The following is a 22131-nucleotide window of genomic DNA, read 5'->3' as shown; positions in this document are numbered from 1 at the left end:
TAAGCTCAAATCAACCCTTAGCAATAACCCCTAAAATAAAGTAGCTTAACTAACGCTTCTACTCATCCATTCCTATAGGGTGTTCACTTTACCCGGAATAACCTGTTCAGTTTTAACGGAATATGCATATAGATCTGTCTGGTGCTAATGGCAAGCAAATCACTGTTCAAAGACGATAATATACATCATAGTAGATTTTCGACAGATGTTAATAAATAATATAGTATTAAGGTAAAATACAAGTAACATAAGTGACTTGGTGATACCTAAGTTACATTATTAGATTAATAATATACGTAATACATAAGTTGAATAGCCACTATCGTACAATTTATAGGTAAAGCACCCTTGTCGCAGTTTTTTTCTTTGATTGGTGAAGGCTGTCGCGTTGAGTATCTAATTTATAAAAGCTTGCATACCAATGTTCAATCAAAGAAAGGCGAAATATTCTGAACATTGTTTGTTATATGAACGAACGCTTTGGTTGCTCAAACCTAAAGATTAAATAGCACCCAAAGAAGATCAAAAGATTAGTAAAATTCGGTTATCGTCGTGAAATTATTGAATGAACACCTGCTCTTAAATGGCTGTGCCAGGTATGTGCAAGCTAAAATTGAGCAGCATTCAAGGTTCCTGAACTCTTCCCCTGGATATCAATGCGCCACCATCGATAAAGTATTAGTTACTAAATCAAAGATCCTATAGCTTCACCAAAATTTCCTTTGCCTTTGGCTAACCATACACCCTTAGCTATTGAGCTACAGCTGGATTGTCAGGGGAAAATGGTTCTTAGTGTCATCTTCTAAGGCAAAGAGTGCTGAAGTCCACTATATAGGATGTTATCAAGAATAAACGTATTGTATAGTAACATGATAAAAGCTATGTTATTAAGGTTAATCATGATGCTAAGATATATAGGTAACACTATATTGATAATACATATCAGCCATAGTCACTAAATCAGAAGATATCTTACGGTTAAAGACAATTGGCAGACTTTGCAGCAAAAAAGCCTTTGGGGTTACTTTATTTGTGCACAGATAGTACACGCAGTTTACGAACAATTATTTCAGCCTTACTTTTGTCTGTACGCTATTCACTTCGGAATTTTTTTTACAGCACCTTCCGGTTTACCGCAAAAAGCGTTTCCATTTACCGAAGGTGTGGAACCTATTTCAGGGAGCCATTAATAAAGAAATGGTAAGTATCCCGGCTGGTGAGCCATCATTGCTCGTGGTGATGGTTTGTTTTCAACGCACTTCTGCCTTCAGCACCACTCCCTGTTCTTGTTGCACCAGACAGATTCTTGTTTCTTCCGTTGCGGAAGCAGGCTTTTTGCTGTAAATACGGAGTAATGGTATAATTATACATGGGCCTGCCAAATCCCAATTAGCCACTACCACCCCTCCTCCTTATCTCGCCAGTGCCTACATTTTCAACCTGGCTGCCTGATTTATCAGGAATGGGGCTATCGATACTATTTAGGAAGAATAGATTAATTGTTTAGCCATATCCTCGTTGCAGATTCCAACTCACAACCAACATATTACTTATCACTAAATAGCTACACTCAGCACAATGTTTAAATTCCTGTTGTTCTGTGTATTGATTTGAATAGGAATCAATGTAATAATCAACAATGGTAATATGCATAAGAGTATGATACCAAGTAGTATAAGTAACATAAGCATCACCGTGATATCAGGTAACATAACCTCTTGCTAATTGCTGTGATGCTGATCTGTTAGCTCAAAAAATAATTTTTCATCAATACAAAGCTGAATTAAATTTTGAGTGTAACAATGCAATTCCATTGTATCATAAGTAACATAGGTAATAAGATGATACTAGTTACATCATATAACACTAATATTAATGGTGGCATGAATATTATGAATAACAGCATTTGATGTTCATAAAAAAAGCCACCTGGTGGTGGCTTTCCGATTATCAATGTTTAGCTTCTTCTAGCTTTTCTTATTCTGCTGGCTCGATCTTTTTCCCGTTCCTTTAACTTATCAGGACGTTCAGGTATTTCACCGGCTGCTTCAAAAAGTTTATCCAGCGCATCCTGCATTGCATCCTTTTGGGTGTAGTATGAGTCTTCTGTGATGCGCATCATGTGTACATAATCCTTTAATCGCTCGAGATAATCCTCCCTGATCACAAAGGTCTGGCGTATATCTTTTGCTTCTTCAGCAGCTGATGCAGGTTCTTCTTCTGCCAGTTTAGGTGATGGTTGACCCGTTGGGTTAGATCCAACCAGGCTTTTGATCCCACCCTTATCAGTAATATTTGTTTTATCTATTGCGCCCCGAAAGCTTTTGCGTTGTGCCATTCTAGATTTAATACATGTAACACTAAGAACTTAAAGTTATCCAAATATATTGGTAACACAAGTATTAATTATCAAACTGCTTTACTTAATTCCTGTCTTTCAAGAATTTCATCAACCAGCGCTGCATAATCCTGTGCTCCATTACACTTTGGGCTATAAGTAAAAATGTCCTGCCAGTGACTTGGCGCTTCTGCCAGGGTAACATTATCACGTATAACAGTTTTGAAAGCTTTGTCTTTAAAGTGCTCATGAACCAAGTCAGCAATATCGCGATTCAGTACTTTCCGACCATCAAACTGAGTGGTAAATACACCACTGATGTGCAGTCGGGGATTTATATTCTCCCGCACCAGTTCTACGATATCCTGCAGTTTGTCCAAACCATGCAGGGCCAGGAATTGTGCCTGGAGAGGTATGTAAATTTCGTCTGTGGCAGCGAAAGCATTGATCGTGATCAATCCTAATGAAGGAGCACAATCTATCAAAATGTAATCATACTGGTCTTTGATTTTTTCTACCAGTTTTTTAAGTATCGTCTCCCTTGCAATCTTCGATGCCAGCTCAACTTCAGCACCTGCCAGGTCAAGCGTGGAAGGTACTACATGAAGATTTTCACGAACCTCATATGGCTTTAGTTCGTGCTCACCTACAAGTGCGCCATATATGGTAAACTCCGGTTCCTGCACACCAAAACATTGAGAAAGATTAGCCTGTGGGTCCATGTCAATCAACAGCACCCTCTTCCCTTTTTGTGCAAGGCCAGCTCCAATGTTAACCGTAGATGTGGTCTTCCCTACCCCCCCCTTGTGGTTGCTCAATGCAATTACTTTTGTCATACTATCTTACGTATATTATCAATGTTACTAATGTTTTTAGAGTTTCGATAGATCATGCTGTTGAACATGTTGCCAATATTAATGAAGGTGACCGGGACTTGCAAGAAAATGCAGATGGGTATTTTCGCTTTGCTAAAAACTGTTCTAAAATCACAATTTGCCTACACAAACAGGTGTATTTATACTTTATTATATATATTGCATCTTAAAAAAAACGCGGTCTATGCGTAAAATTTTCTTCTTCCTCGCTTGCCTTCTTTTAATAACCAGTGTTGCTGATGCTCAGATTCGCAGAAAGCGGATTCGCAGGAACTACCAGTCACGCATGCAGCGCATCGGAGAATTCTCTTATCTTGGTAGTGCAGGAATCAGTTCTTACTTTGGAGATTTAAAACAATCTATAAACCTGTGGGCCAAGCCTACTGCAGGTGCTGGTGTTCAATACAGAATCGACAGGCATTTTCAGCTACGTGGCGAATTATTATGGTACAGGATTTCCGGTGCTGACAGTTTGAATGATCCCGACAATACCATCTATGATCGTAACCTCTCCTTCAGGGCAGATAATTTTGAGGGCAGTGTTACAGTACTCGGATACTTATATAATAAGTATAGCCGGGTTAACAAGCCAATACTAAATCCATATGCCTTTGCGGGCTTGGGCTTCACAACCAACAATCCAAAAGCGTACTACGAGGGAGAGTGGCACAGACTGCGTCCGCTGGAAACAGAAAATGTATCTTATAGTGGTCTGCTTTTAACGGTACCATTCGGTATCGGACTTACTTACCATGATGTTTTTCCTCGATTCGATATTTCTGCAGAATTTGGCTACCGCTATACCCTGAGTGATTATATGGATGATGCCAGCACAGTATATCCTGCACAGGGTTCATTAAGTAGTCCACTCGCACGGGCTTTATCTGACAGAAGAGACGAATTCAGGCAAAGAGAAGGAAGAGATGCCAGATATCTGGGCTCGAACTACAGGGGAAATCCTGGAAATAATGACTGGTACATGATCAGTGCTTTGAAAGTTATTTACACTCCAGGTGCTCCTGCAAGAAGACAAACCAGAAGAGCTAAATTTTAAAGCGATTTCCTTAACTCCTGAAAAGATTTAACTTTCTAAGTACAGTGTACTGGGATATTTTTCTTAACGGCTTAAGTATCCTGGTGTAAAAACTGGGCGACAGGTTATTTTTCTTCCAGGCGATATAATCCTCCCGGTTAGCACGCAGCCGGTTCAGGATACTATGATTACTGGTGCCACCTACACGCATATCAATTAGTGTTTCCTGAATATAATGCGTGCTGATGTTGTGTTTATAAAGGTACCGAAGCATTAATTCATAATCAGCGGCACTTTTGAACGCAGTATCATAAAGCCCATAGGTTTCGTAGATGGACCTGCGTACATAAAAAGTCGGGTGTGGAGGCATCCAGCCCCTGCGAAAGCTTTCCCTGTGGTAGTTCCCACTTCTCCAGTTGCGGATTACTTTCCAGGTATCGTTTTTATCTACATAATGCAGATCGGCATAGACTGAGTCAACTTGTTGTTGTCTGAATGCTTCAACAACCTGTCTTAAAGCTGTGGTTTTGTGAAACAAGTCATCTGAATGGAGCAGGCCTATGATTTCCCCGGAGGCAATGGAAATTCCTTTGTTGATGGCATCATAGAGACCTTCATCCTTTTCAGAAATAAACTTTTGAATTCGGTTTCCATAAGACTGAACCAGTTCTACGGTACCATCGGTACTTTTGCCATCCACAATGATGTACTCAATATCAGCATAATCCTGTGACAACACAGACTCTATTGTGTCACGCAGGGTGTTTACGTTATTGTATACAACTGTTATAATTGAGATCTTCACAGCTAAAGGTGTTATGCTGTACTAATTTAAGGGACGGAAATCTAAAGAATGTGCAAATGTAATTTTATCGGAGCATTTGTCAAATAACAGTGCGCGTACGTACAGCTTTGGCTGGATTGCCCTGATAGATTGTCCAGGCTTCCAGATTATGTGTTGCCACACTACCTACAGCCAATACTGAATGAGTGCCGCAGCTAACGCCCGGACATACTGTACTCCTGGCCCCTATCCAGCAGCCATTCTCGAGCATGATAGGGCTCACCACAAGATCAAAGGTTTGACTTTTGTAATTATGATTACCTGTGAGTAACATGGCTCCCTGTGAGATACACACATGATCCCCTATAGCTACCTTTACCAGGTTATCAATCCACACCCCTTCTCCAATCCAGACCTGGTTGCCAACGAAAAGATTCCAGGGATACTTTATATTTACCCCCGGTTTGATTACGACCCCCTCTCCTATTGTAGCACCAAACAGGCGAAGTAAACTTACCTTAATGCTGCTCACAGGGTTAAGAGGATTAATAAAAAAAACAACATTTATTACATACCATAAAATACGTTTGAAATTGCCGGCACCAGGTGAATACCAGCTATTATCATAAAGATCAAGCCTTACCCGTTGATGATTCATTTAGAATGATGAAAATAACACACAAATATTTCCAACTACAGACAGCGCAATATCGTCTAGGTGCAAAGATTTAACAAATAGTTTAATATTTCTGCAGCAGAAATTCTTAATTTTACTCCTTCGAGATATTAGTATAACTCCACCTTATGAGATCGAACCTTTACTGGCTTACTACTTTAATGCTACTTCTGCCTCTATTTTCTTTTGCTCAATCTGACTATATGAGCAAACAGTCTGGAGAATGGACAAACCCAGCTAACTGGCTGGTAGGTGAAGATGATGGTTTTGGAAATGTTAGTTGGGTGGATGCAACAGAATATCCTAATGAAAGTGATGGAGCAGATGGCACTGTCACTATCTCTTCTGGTGATGAGATGACTATTAGTGCAACATTAATTAATTTATCTGATGTGTATGTTACAGCAGGCGCATCTGTGATAGTTGCACAAAATTCTACAGTCATATTAGTAGGCGGGAATTCAGTCGGACTGAATGTAGAGCCAGCAGGATTTGAAACAGGAGGCAGAGTGATTATAAGGGGAATACTACAGTTGAACCCTGGTTCATCAATAGAAAATAGCGAACCTGAAAATTTCATCGTTGAGGGAAGTGGAACATATCATCATAATCTTTCTACAAGTAGAGGTACTATACCTTTTGCAACATGGGAAGATGGTTCTACATTCTTGATGACTGGTTACACATCAAATACTACAGCACCTCTCAATCTAAATCAAAACTACTATAATGTAAAGCTAGATTTAGCGAAGTTAGAATCAGGAAAGATGTTTAATCTTGGTGGCCATATAAAATCTGTAAGAAAAAATTTCGAGATTATTAGTTCTGGCGCTGGTATTATCATAACAACAACTTTATCATCAGAATATTCACTCAATATTGGTGGTGATTTTATTATTGGTGAGAATGCGGCTGTTTATTTAGCTTATAAGCAGACTAACGTTGTTATAAATGTGACCGGTAATTTAAACTTAAGAAGCAATAAACTTGTGGGATTTACAGATACGGCTCCATTTACATTAACTTTAGGTGGAAATCTAATTGTTGATGGCAGTGGTACTTATGATTTAGTTAGATTATTACAAAGTGGAACTGGTACTGGTAGAGCAACCATAGCGGTTAATGGCTCTACTTTGCTGAAAAATGGCAGTATATTGAAGTCATCAGGAACAGGTGCTGCAACTTTGAACTTGAATGATGTAGAAGTAGATGCTACTTCTACTAGTGCTTCTGCATCAAATGTTGATTTCAATGTAGTAGGTAACTGGATAAACATTGGAGGCATTTTCAATGGTTCCAATTCTACTTTTAACTTCAATGGTAGTGATCAACTAATCACATCAAATAATCAGCCTTTTGGCAATACAAAGTTTGCTAGTAGTGGTACTAAAACTTTAGAGGATGCAGCTACCATTAATGGTACACTTACAATTGAGCCAGGTACAACCCTTGACCAAAATGGAGAAACCTTAACGGTTGCTGGCGATTGGGTGAACGCTGGTGGTACTTATAGGCATGCAGGTGGTAAAGTCATCCTGAATGGAGCTGGTCCGGCTGTGCAGAACATCAATTCCTTGGAGCAAGCTTTCTATGATATTGAGTTCAGCAATGCAGGCCATAAAATTTTACAGCAAGATCTTGTTGTTGATGGAGACTTGGTAATATCTACAGGTGCAACACTTGATGCAAATGATTTTGACATAAATTTGGGTGGTGACTGGATGAGCAACGGTACCTACAATAGCCGAGAAACAACATTATATCTGTCAGGTACCACAACCCAACAAAATATTGGTGGTAACAGTCCGACAACCTTCTACAACCTGGAAATTTCTAATCCAAGTGTACAGGTTATATCAGATCAAAGTCTTAAAAGTACTTTAACACTTGGAGCTGGTGTACAATTTGATCCGGATGGAACTCTTTCTACACCTGCAAACTTTACTTTGCTTTCAGACAATTTACTAACTGCAAACGTAGCTGCACTTCCGGATGGTGCTGCTATCACAGGTGAAATGGTGGTTCAGCGTTTTATGGTCGATAAAGGGCTGGTCTTTAGATATGTTGCCACCCCGGTCACTGAAAAAGCAAATGGTAGTAAACCGACTTTAACTGACCTCAAAGGTATGCCGATAGATCCGGCAGAATCAAGTATACCTACTATTTATACCTATGACGAAACTGTTGAGGGAGATGTGAATACAGGCTGGGAAGCAGTTCCTGCTGGTGCAGCACTGGTAGTAGGCAATGGTTATGCAGTTGAAAGAGCAGTTGGCAGTACAGATGTAACCCTTTATGTAAAAGGAATCGTACATCAGGGCGATCTTAATTTTCCTCTTACCTTTACTAATAGTAACTTTGATGATAACATTGATGATGGCTGGAATCTTTTGGGAAATCCATACCCCAGCTCCATCTCATGGGTTAGTATTTATAATAAAGTAAAAGACAATAACAATATTGATCCAACTGTTTGGATTTCTGATCACAGCCAGGATACAGAAAATGGCTATGGTTATGCCTCATTCAATGCTGTGGAAGATGTGGAAACAGGCTTGAATGGCGGTTCAGAATTTATAGCAAGTGGTCAGGGATTCTGGGTAAATGCCATCGCTCCTTCACCTGTATTAACAATTAGCGAAACAGATAAGGTCCCTAATGCCTCTGTTCCGTTTTTCCGTAAAGCTCGGCCTAAAGATGTGCTGGTGTTGTCACTTTCAAGTGAGGGTTTGAAGGATGAGACAGCCATCATCTTCAGAGAAGATGCATCAGCAGGTTACGATCAGAAACGTGATACCTACAAACTAAAAAATTCCTTCTTCAATCTTTCAAGCTTAGGTGCCAATCAGGAAGATCTTGCTTACAACTTTGTTCCATGGTTTAATTGTACAAGCGAAATCCCATTATTATTAGACAACACGGCACCTGGGGAGTATTCTTTCAGCACCAGGCAAATGGATTCATTTACCAGGTCTGTTAAATTTAGCCTGGTTGATGCATACACAGGAGAAACAGTTGCACTAGGAGAATCCTCCCAGTACAATTTCACAGTAACTGCCGATCCAAAGAGTTTTGGTAAAGAGCGTTTCAAAGTATTAGCTGCCTACGCACCAATACAGCATGAGGTTGTAATGAAAACGGAACAAGCTTGTGGCAGTGCTGAAATCAAAGTAGTGTTAGAAAACATACAAAACGAGATTCTCTACCAGCCTTACCTAAATGGCGAAGCGATTGGTGAAGCCAAGTCCGGAGAAGAAAGCACACTTGATTTTTCAATTCCTACTGCTCTGTTAGACGGTAAATCCGCCACCCTAAGCTTTAAAGCTTTCAGAGAAGGATGCGAAAAGGTAACACTTGCACAAACGGCGACCCTTGACGCTGCACCTATCTATAAAGTGACCAGCGTTACTTCTGGAGTTTCCTGCGGACAGGGTTCTGTTACATTGAAAGCAGAGGGTGCTCCTGAAGGTGGCAGCTACCGCTGGTATACCAGCGAATCAGCAGAAGCACCTGAAGCTACCACGCAAACCAACACTTATCAAACGCCACTACTTGAACAGACTCAGGCATACTATGTGAGCATTATAAGCCAGAATGGTTGTGAAAGTAAGCGTGTATTGGTATCTGCTGAAGTAGCAACTGTAGAATTACCACAGATTTCTGAACAGGAAGGAAAGCTGCTGGCTTCCGGTGCAGGGTCCTACCAGTGGTTCCTGGATGGTGAAATTGTAGAAGGAGCTACTGCATCACAATTAGAACCCACACAAACAGGTAACTATACCGTTCAGCTGATCCAATCAAATGGTTGTTCTCAAATTTCAGATCCTTATAGTTTTGAAGTTTTAGGATTGGAGGATTTAGCCAAAATGGGTGTAAAAATTTGGCCTAATCCAACAAGTGGTCAGCTTCAGATCAGCACTACAACGAATGACGTCCGTGGAATTAACATCAGCATATATAGTATAGAAGGTAAGCTGCTGATCACTCCCATAAGTAATGTGATATCAGCTAATGTTACAACTATTGACCTTAGTACACTTCGTAGTGGTATGTACATTGTTGAAGTTCAGGAAGGTAGTAATAAAGCAAGAGTAAGGATAGTTAAAAATTAATTATTAGATTTATACTCCTATTCGTCTGAACTGAATGAGAAAATATTCAAGACACTTTGTGTTATTGTTAGGGCTTCTGCTGATATGCTTTGTAGGAGTGGCTCAACCAAGGCCCCCTGGTCCGCCACGTGGCCCCAAAGCAATACCAGTTGATGGTGGTATAAGTATACTCGCTGCTGCAGGCCTGGCTTATGGAGCTCGTAAGCTTTACATCAACAATAAGAAGATTAATATTGATGAGTAGTAGGATAATTCAAAACAATCCTACACTCATCTTCATTATCAAAGCTATTGTTTTGTTGATGTTGTGGTTTGGGGTGTATGAAGGATTTTTACGGCCACTCCAGCAACCAGACCGCTTTCTTATTAATATTACGGCCCTTGCCGGGCAGCAATTTCTGAATTTATTTGGCTACAGCCTCCACATAGAAGCAGTTTCCGAAGGAACAGCTATACTTATGGAGGACGAGGCATTATTGATTATTGCCGCCAATTGTAATGGACTAGCCGTTTTTTCTCTTTTTGCAGGGTTTGTTTTGATATTCCCCAGGCAGCTTATTCAAAAAATAGTTTTTATTCCGATAGGGCTGCTCTTTCTATTCATGCTGAATGTAGCTAGAGTGGTTGTGCTTACGCTTTGTCAAATCTACCATCCTGACTGGCTCGATTTCAACCACAAGTACACCTTCACCATCCTAATCTATGCGGCCGTATTCGGGCTTTGGATGTTGTGGGTGAACAAACTTGCAGTCCCCACAATCACACAAAAAAGGCTTGCCACTGCTTAATAATACAGGGCAGAAATTCATCGCCATTGCAAGCATGCTCATCATGCTGGTCCTGGGGTATATCCATCAGGAGTACCTCCTCCTCTGGCACCCACCTCTCCATTTCATAGCCATCAGGCGCCTGGGAGAAGAGGCTGCTCTGTCAGGTAGTTTTGTAGCACAAACCCCTTCCCTTCTTTTTTACCTCTTGCTATTTTACAGTGGGAACAGCCTTTTGCTGCACAGCATCACTCGTGACAAAAGTTGGTGGAATAAACTCCTGATCGTGTATAGCGTGATTTCTCTACTGGCAGCTGCTTTATTTCTTGGGAATCGCTTACTGGAGATGTCTCTTATATTACGGGGAGCGCAAGTATTAAAAGAGTTCATTCTCTCCCCCCTGCCTTCTTTGGTAATTTTACCCTACCTCTGGTGGCTAGATCAAAGCTCCAGTAACCTACGGTAGTCATGTAACACCTCCTCGTCCAGAATTTTATCCACAGCTAGCGCAAAGGCAGCTCTGGACCAGCTATCATATTCCGTTTGTTCCATTTGAGCCAGCTGTTCAATGACAAAGGAAAACTGCTCCGGCGTTTCCAGCGGAAGATCCCATCCTGCTTGTTTTTGAATCAATCCCCTCCAGGGTGTGCGGTCGGAGATCAACACAGGGATAGCAGCGGTGAGTGCTTCTAATATAACATGGCCAAAGTTTTCGCCCCTGCTTGGCAGGCAAAGCACATGGTAATCTTTCAAAGTAGAGGCAACATGATCGTTTGCAAGGCTTCCTTTATATTCTACAGATGCATGTGGTGGAAGTTTACTGATAACCTCCTGGCACTCCTGCCAGTACTGCTGATCATTTATTGGTCCATATAGATGGTACTCTACTTGCAGATCTGAAGCAAGTGATTTCAAAATTTCAAGTCCGTACTTAGTATTCTTTTCAGGAGATATACGGGCAATGCTCACCATCCGTAACACGCCTTTTTGCTTTACTCTTGGTTGCCAGTTTAATTCTTTCGCCTGGGCAGCTAAGTTTGGTGCTACCACTATACTGGCCTCTTGATTCAGGTGTCGCTTAATTTCATCGGCTTCTCCTGCATGGGTAGCATGAAAAACGGCATCCCTGAAGAACCCATTTTTCCTGGCCAGCCACAAAAAAACATTTTTCTTCAAGCTTTTTACCCCTAAGGCACCAGCTGCCAGCATACCCCGGGGTGCAACAACTATTCTAGAGTTAGTACCTCTTAAAAGCCATAGTGGAAGAAGAGAAAAAAACCATGAGTAGATGCCATTGATATATATTATATCCCACTCCTGTTCATCGAACAGCCTTTTAAATGTTCTTTTGCCCAAATGCTGCTGTGAGCAGTAGTATACTGATACATTAGGCTCCACCTGGTTCCAGGCATCAGAAATCACAGAATTGTAAGGTACAGTAGATTGATAATCTATATTTCGGGTGATGATGTAAAAGCAGGCTTCTCCTTTAAAATAATCTACCAGGTTTTTGATAGATCGGATAGGTCCACCAGCACGATAGCCTGGTTCATACCAGTCGATGAACACTAATATTTTCTTCATGCATTTTCATCAGCTATTTTCCGATACAAAGCAGCATATTGTTCTGCAATCAATTTCGCATCGAATCTTTTTACATTTTCCAGGCCTTTCTGAATCAAATCATATCTAAGGTCTTCATCTTCAATCAACCTCAATATACCATCACGGATTTGTTCTACAGAAGTAGGATCTACCAACAAGGCGCCATCACCTGCAACCTCGGGCATTGAGGAACAGTTGCTGGTAATTACAGGCCTGCCGGTGGCTTGAGCTTCTATGATTGGCATGCCGAATCCTTCGTATAGACTTACAAAACTTATCAAATCGGATTTTTGATATTCCTCTACAATTTCAGAGAATTTTAGGTCACAAACGTTAGAATAATCAATAGTATGTTTAGTAAGCAATTCCTGCTGCTGTAGCTTCAGCTTTCCGATTATTCGCAAATGACACTTAATCCCTTCAATTGCTGAAATTAGCCGCTCCAAATTCTTGTTTTCCTTGGTACCAATGTGTAAAATAACTGGTGAAGATTGCCTGAATTCTTTTGGAATAAAAATAAACGCAGGAGAAACACAATTTGGGATAACTATTACTCTATGCTCCTTAACCTGTACATTAGATAATAGTTCTTTCTTGATTACTTCTGATATTACAGTAATGAACCGGACCTGCTGTACAGGTAGTGTAAACCAGATAAGTTTCAAAAGGTACTGCCTGAGAGGATTCCCCAGTTCTAGTATACGAAGATCATGTATCGTTAAGATTGTTTTATTGGCAGGTAATCCAAGAGCTACATAATGAATATCCCCGGTGATATGATTTACCATTGTCTGATGCTGACGTGAAAAATTTATATTCAACAGTAGGTTCAGTGGCTTGGTGCCTGCTGTTGGTACGTTTTTACTTTGAAAAGTACAGTCAGTTGGTAATTCTTTTTGAATTGTGTGAAATAGTTCCTCTATGCTAAAAGCACCTGAACGATTATTACGAAAGAAAAAGGTAATCATACTATTTTCCTAAAAAGATCATTGAGGTGAAGCTGTTTCTGCGAAATACTAAATATAATAACAAAGGCAGAAGACATCCTGTCAGGATGAGTACACCTAAATGGTTATGTCGACCTACCAGGTAAATCAATGGTAGATGTAAATACATGATCACCAAAGAGGCCATACCAAATAACTCCAGCAGCTTTCCAACCATAGTTCCATTTAATAAAGCAGATAAAGAAACAATCGCGAACAAAAATATAACTGGAATCAACACATCAAACAAAGGATAATTATACCCTACATACTTCATGTCTAGCTGATAGTCTACAACCTGATAGTGGATAGCAATCAGCACTGCGGTTGCCAGCAGTGCAAAAAGTAAAAGATGCTTCAAAGCTGTAGCTGTGCTGATTTCAAGCTTCGCCATAAAAGATCGAAGATACCTGCCTACGTACAAATACGGTACAATCAATAAAGCAACATCTGCAGCAAGAGGTATATAAAAGAGTAAAGAATCTATACTGAACACAAAAGCTTCAACATGCGCTACTATGTAAAATAGAAGAATACAAGCTTTTTTATAGTACCTATTCCTAAAAAATTGTTCTATGAAGTAGTAAAACAGCAGGCTTACAAAAAGTGCACTTATAAACCAGAACGGGCCAAGAGGCCCATAAAGTGCTCTACCACCAAGCAGTAACTTAATAATACTCTGAGTATCTAGCGTACCATTCAAAAACTGGTATGTAATACCTATGCTTAAGAGATAGACTATATAGGGTATGACAAAGGAATAAACCTTTTTCCAGATGAAGGCAGGCGATAATTTTTCTGCAGGTGGAAGAAACACACCGCTAATAATAAAAAATGCTGGCATATGAAAGTAATAAACTTCATCGCGCAATGCCACTGGCAAATGTGCCACCACAACCAAAATGATAAGCATCCCTTTGGCAATGTCTAAAGATGAAAGTCTGTATGTGCTCATTAGACCTTAATCTTCATGAAGTTTTTTGAACCAAAAATTATCAAAGCAACTAAAATAAGAGACTTAATCAAATGATTAAGTACTGTAACCAGGTCCGATTCAGCTTTAATCACCTGCAAGAAAACAAGTGGTAACCAAAACATTATCGAGGGCAAAGTAGCCTGTAACTTCCAAAAGCGGTTATACACGGCATTAAGCAACACCCCCCACACAAAGAATGAGATGATCGCTCCCCTAGGACCATAATTGCCATAGAACTCTCCCATCAGGCTTACCCCCATGGCGGTACCACCTAGTAGTGTTAAGCCCGTAAGCCGTTCAAACGTCTCCTTACCGCCGCCGCCTCGCTTATCAGAAGCTAAAAATCGCGGTAGCGCACTTGCCTCTATGGCTGCAATCACAGTTTCACCCTCAGCAAACGGTTCCTGTTCCGGATAACGCTGCAGAATCAAGGAGATGATCCATCCCTGGTTTAGCCGTGTATTCACGTCATTCACCTGGTTTTCCTCTGCCTGGTCGATGCCAGAGAGCTTATTTAGTACCAGAGACGTAAACAATTCAATCTTATCCCCCTTATACTCATTTTCCCAAGTGAGCATTCTGTATTCATGCTTCACCGACTGCAGCAAAAAGAGAAAGAGAAAGCTGATGCCAAGAATTAATAGCTTCGCCGTGATGGAAAAGCGCTTTACAAAGCTCACGTAAAAGAACAGCAGTATCGACCACAATATAAAATCATGAAAAAGTCCGGCACGAATCGAACTGGCTAACACAAACAACAGTGCTCCGGCCAGAATGTGCCACTTGTATTTGGAATCGGTCAACAGCAGATACCCCAGTCCAATGTATTTTAAATTAGATAAGAGAAAGAACACAAATAGTAAGGCGGAGGGTACAAGAGCGCCTGCCAGGGTAGCCACGATACCTATTCCAATGAGCCAGTAAGGCAACTGTGGCTGCGCCATTACCAGGGCGCGAATTGCCTGCACATCCACTACCTTTTTACCCGTAGCCCATAGTGTACCTACCACAAAGGCAAGAAACGCAGGCACAACCACCTGCATGTATTCCAGCTCCTCTACATACATCTTATATTTAAAATGTTCTGCTTCCGTCTGGTAGTCGATATACGGTCCGATAATCCACTGAGCGGCTGCCATGGTAAGCATGATTTCCAGCACGGGGATGGTACGCCCCAGCTGAAAAAATAATTGCAGGAAAACAAAGGTAGCCACTCCCAGCCCCAGTGCTGTATAGAAATACTCGCTTAAGGTGCATATTAAAAAAACAGCAAATGACAGGAACAGAATTGCTGTTTGTGCCTTAAACGGCTGGTAAGAATGCGATTGCAGTAGATTAACCGACGTCACTAGTAACTAAATGGAATTTGCACAAAGATACCTATTTCTAAGTGAAATAAACCCTGCACCTAGAGTAATAAGCTGTGGTCTGTTATTAACGGAGAAACCTACATTCACGTATGCTTCTACGATGCTACCGCAGGTTGTGGTACTGAACTCCTAGCATCCCTAGTTTTGCTCAGGCTACACCCCTAGCTTGTCCAGCACCGCTTTAAGCAAAGTCGTATACGCATAACCGGCCTCTTTTACCTTTTCATGACCCCTTTCAGTACGTTTTTTCAATTCATCCTTATGCGTTTTCAGGTAAATAATTTGCTGAATCAGGTCCTGTACATCTGTATAAAATGCAACTTCTTCGGCTGAATAAAAGGAAAGGGTTTCAAGATTCTTTTCGGTTAAAAGCAAGGTGCCGCAGGCGGGAATTTCAAATGTACGGGTGGTATGTTTTTCTGGAAACCTTTTCGAGAGTAAGCCCATGCCAAAATAGGCGCTACTTAATAAGTGGCCGTATGCTTCTCCGGCTATCTTATCCCCTAGGTACTCTAATTCCTTACACTTAAAATTTTTCTGAAAGAAGGTTTTCCAGCCATACCCCACCAGACTAACGTGTATGCCTGCCTGGATAAGTGACTGAATAACAGTAGCACGGGCTGGTTCGTACAAACCCACAAAAACTACCTCACGCGTTTTTTCTTCAAACGTATGGTAAGGTCTGTGCACGGCAGGATCATATCCCTGTGTTGTAAGTATTACGTTATCAGGAGACAGAAACTTATAATACTCCACAAGCTCAAAAGATTTGGTGGTAATTGCGGCAGTATACAGGGGCAGGCTCTGGTTAAACAGCTGGCTTTGGTTTTGATAAAAGGCAGCATCTGGGGTATAATGCACCACTTTATCAGCTTGCTCTTGTAGCTTTTGCAGTACGGCCGGACCCAGTAAAATTCCCTTATCCACCCATACAAGATCAAATTGCTGCTCTGACAGATGGTCGAGGATGTATTTTTGGGTGTTAGCGACAAGAGGTCCATGTTTAAACCGAAACCCAAACGAGCGCCATATCCTTGAGGTCTGGTAAAACGGCACATGCACATCTATAACGGTAGTGTGTAAGGCAAATTTCTCCAGCGCTTCTGCACGCATCCTGGAGGTGGTACCAGGTGTGTACTGGCCTATGTATAATATGTTATTCAAGTATATGCCTGATAAGTGGTTTGCTTGCATTGTAACTCTTCCATCGCATGCTGAATCGCACGTCAACTAGGTAGTGCCCATATATCATTTTCCGACTACCTATACAAGGCTAAAAACATGTATAGCAATCAGCTTTTTGGGTGCTACCATGAAAGAAGCCGATTCAATAGCAGGCTATAAACACCTTCCCGTGTGTATACGGGCTCTGCTTGTGCATCGTGCTCTCTTCCCTGTTGCAGCCTTTTTACCAACGCTACATTTAACTGAGTGGTAAAATCCACGGGTATAATTTTGTCTCTGTATTCGGGTAATATATAAGGATAAATGCCCTCCATCTCCTCTGCAAATATCACCTGCAGGTTACAAATCAGGTATTCAAATAATTTATTAGGTGCATTGTGTATATAATTTTTGTTAACTGCTTTATACATAATTACGCCTACATGGTACTGCGATAGCACCTCTGGTAACTGATGGTAGGGAACTCCATTGCTGATCAGGGTAATGCGTTTGGAGTGCAGCTGCCTGATAATCTCCACAGTTGCCTGGTTAGGTCTGCTATCATATATGGCTAACTCCAGCTCCGGATGCTGTTTTACCCATTCTAGCAGGGGAATTAAAAATGTGTTACCGGGTACCAGCGATGATCCTACATACACAATTTTAAGTGTAGAAGCACTGGAGCTGACCATTTCTCCGTTTGCTGCTACACGCCAGTGTAATGGGGGGAAATTAGGAAGCTCAAGCAGTTTTTTTCGATCAATTGAAGGAAAATCCTGCGCAAATAAGGCTACTCTTCTCGCATTTGTATGCGAAATAGACACTGCTTTTTTATGTAGCGCACGATCAAACAGAAAACACACCTTTGATAAAAAAGAAACTCTTTTTAAAAAAGAGGGCTCCAGGTATTCATGATAATGAATATGTAATGGTACCCTAAGAAACTGTAGGTACAGCCACACCGCCGGTGCACTTAAAATTTCATAATAAATAATAGCATCCGGCTTAAGTTTCACAAGCTGTACCAGCCAAGAGGCCATAAGTCTGCCATAGGCAAACAGGCGATGCAGTGAGCTTTTATGCGCACTCGGATATGCAGAGCGAACAATGTTTACCCTCTGGCTAGGTTCTTTATATACTTCATTTAAATAGCTTTTACAGGTAAACAGTGAAATAGTCACCCCTTCCCTGGCAGCAAATACTTCTGTAAGGTTGAGCACAGGAGGATAATACTCAATGGGCTGGTAGTGGAATATGGCAATTTTTGTCTTTTTCACTTCACACATTATCACAATCCACTGACTCTATTTTCAAAATTCAATCTCACAGCGCGTATTATCCTAGTCATTATTCCATCTATTCGATTAGAGAACGAACGTATTCTGTGAGTTCAAAAATTTATCTGCTATATGCTTTGTATTATTCAAAACAACCTCTCTTTTGAAAAGCTTTTGCAAAATAAGCCTGTTTTTTCCAACATCATCCACAGAAAGAGCTTCCTCAAAGCTAAATCCAACGCCTTGTTCCATTACAGATTGTACAGACTCAACAGCTAAACCCTTATTCACCAAGTACTGGAACAAAGGATTAACCGTATCCATGTAAACACGTGCTCCTAACCATAGAAGAATAATAATATTTCCAAGTGCTTGCTGCCGGTTATGATTCATAATTGAAACAGAACAACTGGACAAGTAAGCATTATATTTTTCTAGCGGCATAAAGTCTATGATCGGTACAAAGTTTTCCCCAAAATAGTCTTTCCCAATCCTCACAATTTCATTTCTATACCGCTTATTGCCATAACTCAGTGGCACAATCACTTTACGGTCTTGCCAGTCATTACTCCTTTTGATTAGGTCAAATGATTCAATATGGTTACATGCCGCTGAACTGCTATTTCCAACCAGGATATTCTTTCCGTTGATCCTTAGATTAGTTAATGAATCAGGAATTATGGCTTCTAAATAGCCATAGGTAAATGCCAACTCTTTTAAGCTGAGACCCAATTTCCTGTTCATAAGGTCCAGTTCATTAGATATTACAGGAGCACAATAATTAATCCGGCGTAAGGCCTTACCCCTTTCTTTATAAGGTAGTACCAGTCTTCTCGCCCAATTAGTGTACATAAGTGTAGATTCCTGCCAGCCGAATAACCGCCTGACCAACGCGTTGGTCTTAGGTTTATAGTTGATGTCCGTAAAACTTTTCTGCGCGTCTTGTCCCCAGAACAACCACACTACTGGTATATGAGCAGGTATAGAGTTAATTATTTTGCACTTTTCTTCTGTGAGATAATGAATAATAACAGCTTTTACCTGACTATAATTTAGCGTGTTTTCCTGAAGTACAAATGGTACTACTTTATCCGTTTGTTTGATATAAGTGAAAGAATGCCTGTAAGAATCAATTAGCACCAGAAATTTGTTTTTCCCAGGGGCCACTTCTTCAAACTGGCTAATAGCAAAATCAATAAATTTTTCATCATCACAAATATGGAGGAGCATGGCAATTTTCCTGTTCTATGAAATAAAGCAGCTATTATCTATGTAATTACTTGTTCTTCACCAAGCCAATCTACACTAACTTCCCCATTAGCAGCAGCTTTCTCAAGCAAAAATTCAATTCTACTGATATACGATTTCATGTTCAACCTACTGAGCATCCTCTTTCCGTGGGATAAATCTTCTGCTGCTATTTTTTCATAATTCTCATACAGCAAAACCAGTTTCTTTGCCAAATCCTCTGGCTCATTGGCTTTGAAGCGAAGTCCAAACTTAAAATGCCGGGCAAGCTCGCCCAACCCACCGCTGTCTGAAACCACCGTGGGTAAACCAGCTTCTGCAGCTTCACAGAAGATCCTGCCAAAGGGTTCCAGCAGACTTGGCACCACCATAGCATGCATCCCCGACAATTCCTTCTGAATATCTGTTTGAAACCCTCTTAAAACAAACATATCTTCAAGTCCAGCTCCACTAATTTTCCTTTCAAAATCCTTTTGGATATCTTCAGAAGGAGCACTTCCAACGATGTAAAACGTAAATGGATACTTTCGTAGCTGTTTTGCCGCATCTATCAATAAAAAATGTCCTTTGGATTTACTAATTCTTCCTAAAAGGACAATTTTAAAATCCTGTTCCTGATACGCAATTTCAATACGTTTGAGTCCCTTGTGCTCATAACCATAATATAAAGTACTTTTAGATGATGACTTTATATTCAGATTATTAGAAATAAAGTTTGAATTGCTTATAAAAGATTTTACCCTATGTAATGTAAACCTTGATTTCTTGTTCATCCAATGGGCATCTTCAAGTGTCGACACCTCACAAACAATTGGCAGTTTGCCTCTTATATTATTTAAAATACTAATTGGTCTTAGAATACCGGCCTGATTGACAAAGATTAGGTCAAAATTACCAGCGACTATTTCCTTATTTGTATTGTAATAGCTTATAATCTTTTTATATGCACTTTCTGAAGCAGAGACCAGGGTTTCTATATAGGCTATATTAGCCGCCTCAAGCAGTATTGAAAGTTGAGATTTTGCAGGTAAAAATACAGTAAAGCTGAACTTACTTCTGTTTACATTTTTCAGAATGTCCAAAAGTACCATTTCAGATCCATAAAGTTTCCCCGAAGGTTCTATCACCGCTATATTAATCATTCAGATTTAAAACATTTTAACATAATTCAATTACACTAATCTTGTGAAAACCCTATTTTTTCCTTGCAGGATTCCACACATATACACCTGGCTCTTCAATATTCTTTACAAGAACAGCCCCCATACCAATAGTAGCTCCTGAACAAATACTTAGCTTTTCCCGAACTGAGGCTCCAGTACCAATGGATACTTCATTGCCAAAAGTGCAGTTACCAGATACATGTACTCCAGGTGCACTTGTAAAATATTCTCCGATTACACAATTATGACCAATGGTCGTGTGCAAGTTTAAATGTGCGTGTTTACCTATTTTTATATTACATGTAAGAATGGTACCAGCACACACTATACTGCCCTCTCCTACTGTTGTCCAGCGTAAAGCTGAAACCGAAGGATGAATCAAGGTTGCAAAAGTGGTACCCTCTGGCAATTCATTTACTGTTTTGACTCTTGCAGTAGGGTCGGCAATGGCAACAACAATTATATTCTTCAGCCTTGAAATCACTTAATGATAGTACAGGAAAACCCAGTAAAGCATCTCGGTGATGATATGCATCAGATACGGCAAAAACTATCTTCCCTTGTGCTTGTTCCGGCGTGAGGTTATAAATATCCAAAGCTAAACACAGCACTTCTCTGGCAAATCCACCTGCACCAACAATACATAATTTATCTTTCATTTTATATTATCCTCTTTATGTGTAGACAGAATAATTATTTGTTTTAGCATACTAGTTCAGGTGATCTACTTCACCGTAATCATAAGTCTTCATCCGTATTAACCAGTGCTAACTAACTCCTAATGACTAAATCTCCCCAAAAATGCAGTTGTGCTGAATAATGGTCTCAGTATACTCTAGTGCACATTCCTATTTTGTGACAGGACTACTAGGTTGTGTTGACAATTAGAGTAACAGTATCATGCTAGCAGCCAGGTAGACAAAGCTCAGGTAGCTGGATGCGGTTTTGTCATATCTGGTTGCTATTCGGCGATAGTGTTTCATTCGGTTAAAGCATCTCTATATTTTATTTCTATCCTTGTAGAGGTTTTCATCTATGCTTCTGGGTTCTTTAGCATTTCTGCGAGAAGGAATTACCACTTTTGCATTCCGCTGCTCGATAAATTCAGCAAAAGTCTTGCTGTCATAGCCTTTATCCCCTACCACTGCCCCAGGCTCATCATCACCTAAAAGCCCCTGGGCTTGTCCATGATCAGAACCCTGACCTGGTGTAAGCAGGAAGCGGCGAGGGCTTCCCAAAGAATCGCAGGCAGCATGAAGCTTGGAAGAAAAACCTCCCCGACTTCTGCCTAAAGCCTCAGCTTGGGCGGTCGTTTTTTTGACCGGCAGCGTGCTGACGGTTCGCCGCTGCGATGGGCTCTCACTATAGTGGAATCTAACAGCAGCCAATCCAAATCAGGCTCCTGAAGTGCATCAAAGATCTCTTGCCAGACGCCTTTCTTGGCCCAGCGACGAAAGCGCTGAAACACAGAATTCCAGTTCCCATAGCGCTCGGGTAAATCTCTCCAGGGCGCTCCACTGCGGGCAATCCACAAAACTTCATTTAAAAACTGGCGATTATCCGCTGCTGTGCGTCCTACATCACCTTCTTTACCTGGTAGTAAAGGTGCTATCCGCTCCCAATCAACATCACCGCGATTTCTATGGTTCAATCAAGCGCAGTTGTATAGATTTTTTCATATTTTCTGTTGTCTCTGACGCAGGCAAAGATTCTGTGAATGATCTTGTTTCTAATTGCATTGAGTACAGCCATTTTGC

At 40.7% G+C, this 22131-nt stretch carries 18 protein-coding genes and 1 pseudogene; 4 read left to right on the top strand and 15 right to left on the bottom strand.

The genetic code is table 11. The features are described 5' to 3' along the window. Positions 1-1957 precede the first annotated feature (1957 nt). Together KWJ01_RS02990 and KWJ01_RS02985 are read right to left on the bottom strand one after the other, a co-directional pair. On the bottom strand, positions 1958-2338 hold the full coding sequence (locus tag KWJ01_RS02990) for a hypothetical protein (RefSeq protein WP_224994878.1): 381 nt from the start codon (positions 2336-2338) through the stop codon (positions 1958-1960). A 71-nt stretch (positions 2339-2409) separates the two neighbouring features. Beyond that, positions 2410-3174 (bottom strand): ParA family protein, encoded by a 765-nt coding sequence (locus tag KWJ01_RS02985; RefSeq protein ID WP_224994877.1) that lies wholly within the window; start codon positions 3172-3174, stop codon positions 2410-2412. 223 nt (positions 3175-3397) lie between these two features. Here KWJ01_RS02985 and KWJ01_RS02980 point away from each other — a divergent pair, with 223 nt between their 5' ends. After that, entirely contained in the window at positions 3398-4267 is an 870-nt protein-coding gene (locus tag KWJ01_RS02980; protein ID WP_224994876.1) for an outer membrane beta-barrel protein, read from the top strand. Positions 4268-4277: 10 nt separating this feature from the next. Here the strand turns inward: KWJ01_RS02980 and KWJ01_RS02975 are convergent, their stop codons facing one another. Both KWJ01_RS02975 and KWJ01_RS02970 read right to left on the bottom strand, forming a co-directional pair. Then, the gene (locus tag KWJ01_RS02975; protein ID WP_224994875.1) at positions 4278-5051 is read right to left on the bottom strand and encodes a glycosyltransferase family 2 protein; all 774 of its coding nucleotides are present in this window, start codon (positions 5049-5051) and stop codon (positions 4278-4280) included. A 79-nt stretch (positions 5052-5130) separates the two neighbouring features. Next, on the bottom strand, positions 5131-5688 hold the full coding sequence (locus tag KWJ01_RS02970) for a WcaF family extracellular polysaccharide biosynthesis acetyltransferase (protein ID WP_224994874.1): 558 nt from the start codon (positions 5686-5688) through the stop codon (positions 5131-5133). A 146-nt stretch (positions 5689-5834) separates the two neighbouring features. Here KWJ01_RS02970 and KWJ01_RS02965 point away from each other — a divergent pair, with 146 nt between their 5' ends. From KWJ01_RS02965 to xrtX, 3 genes are read left to right on the top strand one after another with little or no spacing between them, the layout of a single operon-like run. Continuing rightward, entirely contained in the window at positions 5835-9818 is a 3984-nt protein-coding gene (locus KWJ01_RS02965) for a T9SS type A sorting domain-containing protein (RefSeq protein ID WP_224994873.1), read from the top strand. 34 nt (positions 9819-9852) lie between these two features. Further along, positions 9853-10062 carry a PID-CTERM protein-sorting domain-containing protein gene (locus KWJ01_RS28235; protein WP_370634642.1) on the top strand — a complete coding sequence of 70 codons (210 nt, stop codon included), beginning with the start codon at positions 9853-9855 and terminating at the stop codon, positions 10060-10062. Next, positions 10010-10606 carry an exosortase X gene (xrtX, locus tag KWJ01_RS02960; protein WP_224994872.1) on the top strand — a complete coding sequence of 199 codons (597 nt, stop codon included), beginning with the start codon at positions 10010-10012 and terminating at the stop codon, positions 10604-10606. Before KWJ01_RS28235 ends, xrtX begins: the two co-directional genes overlap by 53 nt. A gap of 420 nt (positions 10607-11026) precedes the next feature. Here the strand turns inward: xrtX and KWJ01_RS02955 are convergent, their stop codons facing one another. The 11 genes and pseudogenes from KWJ01_RS02955 to KWJ01_RS02905 all read right to left on the bottom strand — a co-directional run bounded on the left by KWJ01_RS02955 (position 11027) and on the right by KWJ01_RS02905 (position 22025). Further along, positions 11027-12169, bottom strand: a complete 1143-nt coding sequence (locus KWJ01_RS02955; protein WP_224994871.1) for a glycosyltransferase family 4 protein — start codon at positions 12167-12169, stop codon at positions 11027-11029. Further along, the gene (locus KWJ01_RS02950) at positions 12166-13158 is read right to left on the bottom strand and encodes a glycosyltransferase family 1 protein (RefSeq protein WP_224994870.1); all 993 of its coding nucleotides are present in this window, start codon (positions 13156-13158) and stop codon (positions 12166-12168) included. Before KWJ01_RS02950 ends, KWJ01_RS02955 begins: the two co-directional genes overlap by 4 nt. Position 13159: 1 nt before the next feature. Then, entirely contained in the window at positions 13160-14131 is a 972-nt protein-coding gene (locus tag KWJ01_RS02945; RefSeq protein ID WP_224994868.1) for an acyltransferase family protein, read from the bottom strand. Beyond that, positions 14131-15501: a hypothetical protein gene (locus KWJ01_RS02940; RefSeq protein WP_224994863.1), complete on the bottom strand. Its 1371-nt coding sequence runs from the start codon at positions 15499-15501 to the stop codon at positions 14131-14133. The genes KWJ01_RS02945 and KWJ01_RS02940 overlap by 1 nt, the downstream gene beginning before the upstream one ends. A gap of 174 nt (positions 15502-15675) precedes the next feature. Continuing rightward, entirely contained in the window at positions 15676-16686 is a 1011-nt protein-coding gene (locus KWJ01_RS02935; protein WP_224994862.1) for a glycosyltransferase, read from the bottom strand. A gap of 143 nt (positions 16687-16829) precedes the next feature. After that, positions 16830-17963 (bottom strand): hypothetical protein, encoded by a 1134-nt coding sequence (locus KWJ01_RS02930; RefSeq protein ID WP_224994861.1) that lies wholly within the window; start codon positions 17961-17963, stop codon positions 16830-16832. Positions 17964-18050: 87 nt separating this feature from the next. Then, a complete protein-coding gene (locus KWJ01_RS02925; protein ID WP_224994860.1) occupies positions 18051-19193 on the bottom strand; it encodes a TDP-N-acetylfucosamine:lipid II N-acetylfucosaminyltransferase in 1143 nt (380 codons plus the stop codon). A gap of 38 nt (positions 19194-19231) precedes the next feature. Next, a complete protein-coding gene (locus tag KWJ01_RS02920; RefSeq protein ID WP_224994859.1) occupies positions 19232-20353 on the bottom strand; it encodes a glycosyltransferase family 4 protein in 1122 nt (373 codons plus the stop codon). A gap of 52 nt (positions 20354-20405) precedes the next feature. Next, entirely contained in the window at positions 20406-20756 is a 351-nt protein-coding gene (locus KWJ01_RS02915) for a hypothetical protein (RefSeq protein WP_224994857.1), read from the bottom strand. A gap of 28 nt (positions 20757-20784) precedes the next feature. Next, the gene (locus KWJ01_RS02910; RefSeq protein ID WP_224994856.1) at positions 20785-21033 is read right to left on the bottom strand and encodes a hypothetical protein; all 249 of its coding nucleotides are present in this window, start codon (positions 21031-21033) and stop codon (positions 20785-20787) included. A gap of 225 nt (positions 21034-21258) precedes the next feature. Then, positions 21259-22025 (bottom strand): annotated as a pseudogene (locus KWJ01_RS02905) (IS5 family transposase). Between the last annotated feature and the right edge of the window lie 106 nt (positions 22026-22131).

It is taken from the genome of Cesiribacter sp. SM1, assembly GCF_020178975.1.
Lineage (GTDB): Bacteria > Bacteroidota > Bacteroidia > Cytophagales > Cyclobacteriaceae > Cesiribacter.
This window is presented reverse-complemented; position numbering and strand designations above follow the sequence as displayed.

Bases quoted from the DNA above. Each gene is read 5' to 3' on its own strand.
- KWJ01_RS02910 (WP_224994856.1), bottom strand. From the start codon at position 21,033: ATGAAAGATAAATTATGTATTGTTGGTGCAGGTGGATTTGCCAGAGAA.
- xrtX (WP_224994872.1), top strand. From the start codon at position 10,010: ATGGAGCTCGTAAGCTTTACATCAACAATAAGAAGATTAATATTGATG.
- KWJ01_RS02925 (WP_224994860.1), bottom strand. From the start codon at position 19,193: ATGCTCCTCCATATTTGTGATGATGAAAAATTTATTGATTTTGCTATT.
- KWJ01_RS02985 (WP_224994877.1), bottom strand. From the start codon at position 3,174: ATGACAAAAGTAATTGCATTGAGCAACCACAAGGGGGGGGTAGGGAAG.
- KWJ01_RS02970 (WP_224994874.1), bottom strand. From the start codon at position 5,688: ATGAATCATCAACGGGTAAGGCTTGATCTTTATGATAATAGCTGGTAT.
- KWJ01_RS02990 (WP_224994878.1), bottom strand. From the start codon at position 2,338: ATGGCACAACGCAAAAGCTTTCGGGGCGCAATAGATAAAACAAATATT.
- KWJ01_RS02945 (WP_224994868.1), bottom strand. From the start codon at position 14,131: ATGAGCACATACAGACTTTCATCTTTAGACATTGCCAAAGGGATGCTT.
- KWJ01_RS02965 (WP_224994873.1), top strand. From the start codon at position 5,835: ATGAGATCGAACCTTTACTGGCTTACTACTTTAATGCTACTTCTGCCT.
- KWJ01_RS02950 (WP_224994870.1), bottom strand. From the start codon at position 13,158: ATGATTACCTTTTTCTTTCGTAATAATCGTTCAGGTGCTTTTAGCATA.
- KWJ01_RS02955 (WP_224994871.1), bottom strand. From the start codon at position 12,169: ATGAAGAAAATATTAGTGTTCATCGACTGGTATGAACCAGGCTATCGT.
- KWJ01_RS02920 (WP_224994859.1), bottom strand. From the start codon at position 20,353: ATGATTAATATAGCGGTGATAGAACCTTCGGGGAAACTTTATGGATCT.
- KWJ01_RS02980 (WP_224994876.1), top strand. From the start codon at position 3,398: ATGCGTAAAATTTTCTTCTTCCTCGCTTGCCTTCTTTTAATAACCAGT.
- KWJ01_RS28235 (WP_370634642.1), top strand. From the start codon at position 9,853: ATGAGAAAATATTCAAGACACTTTGTGTTATTGTTAGGGCTTCTGCTG.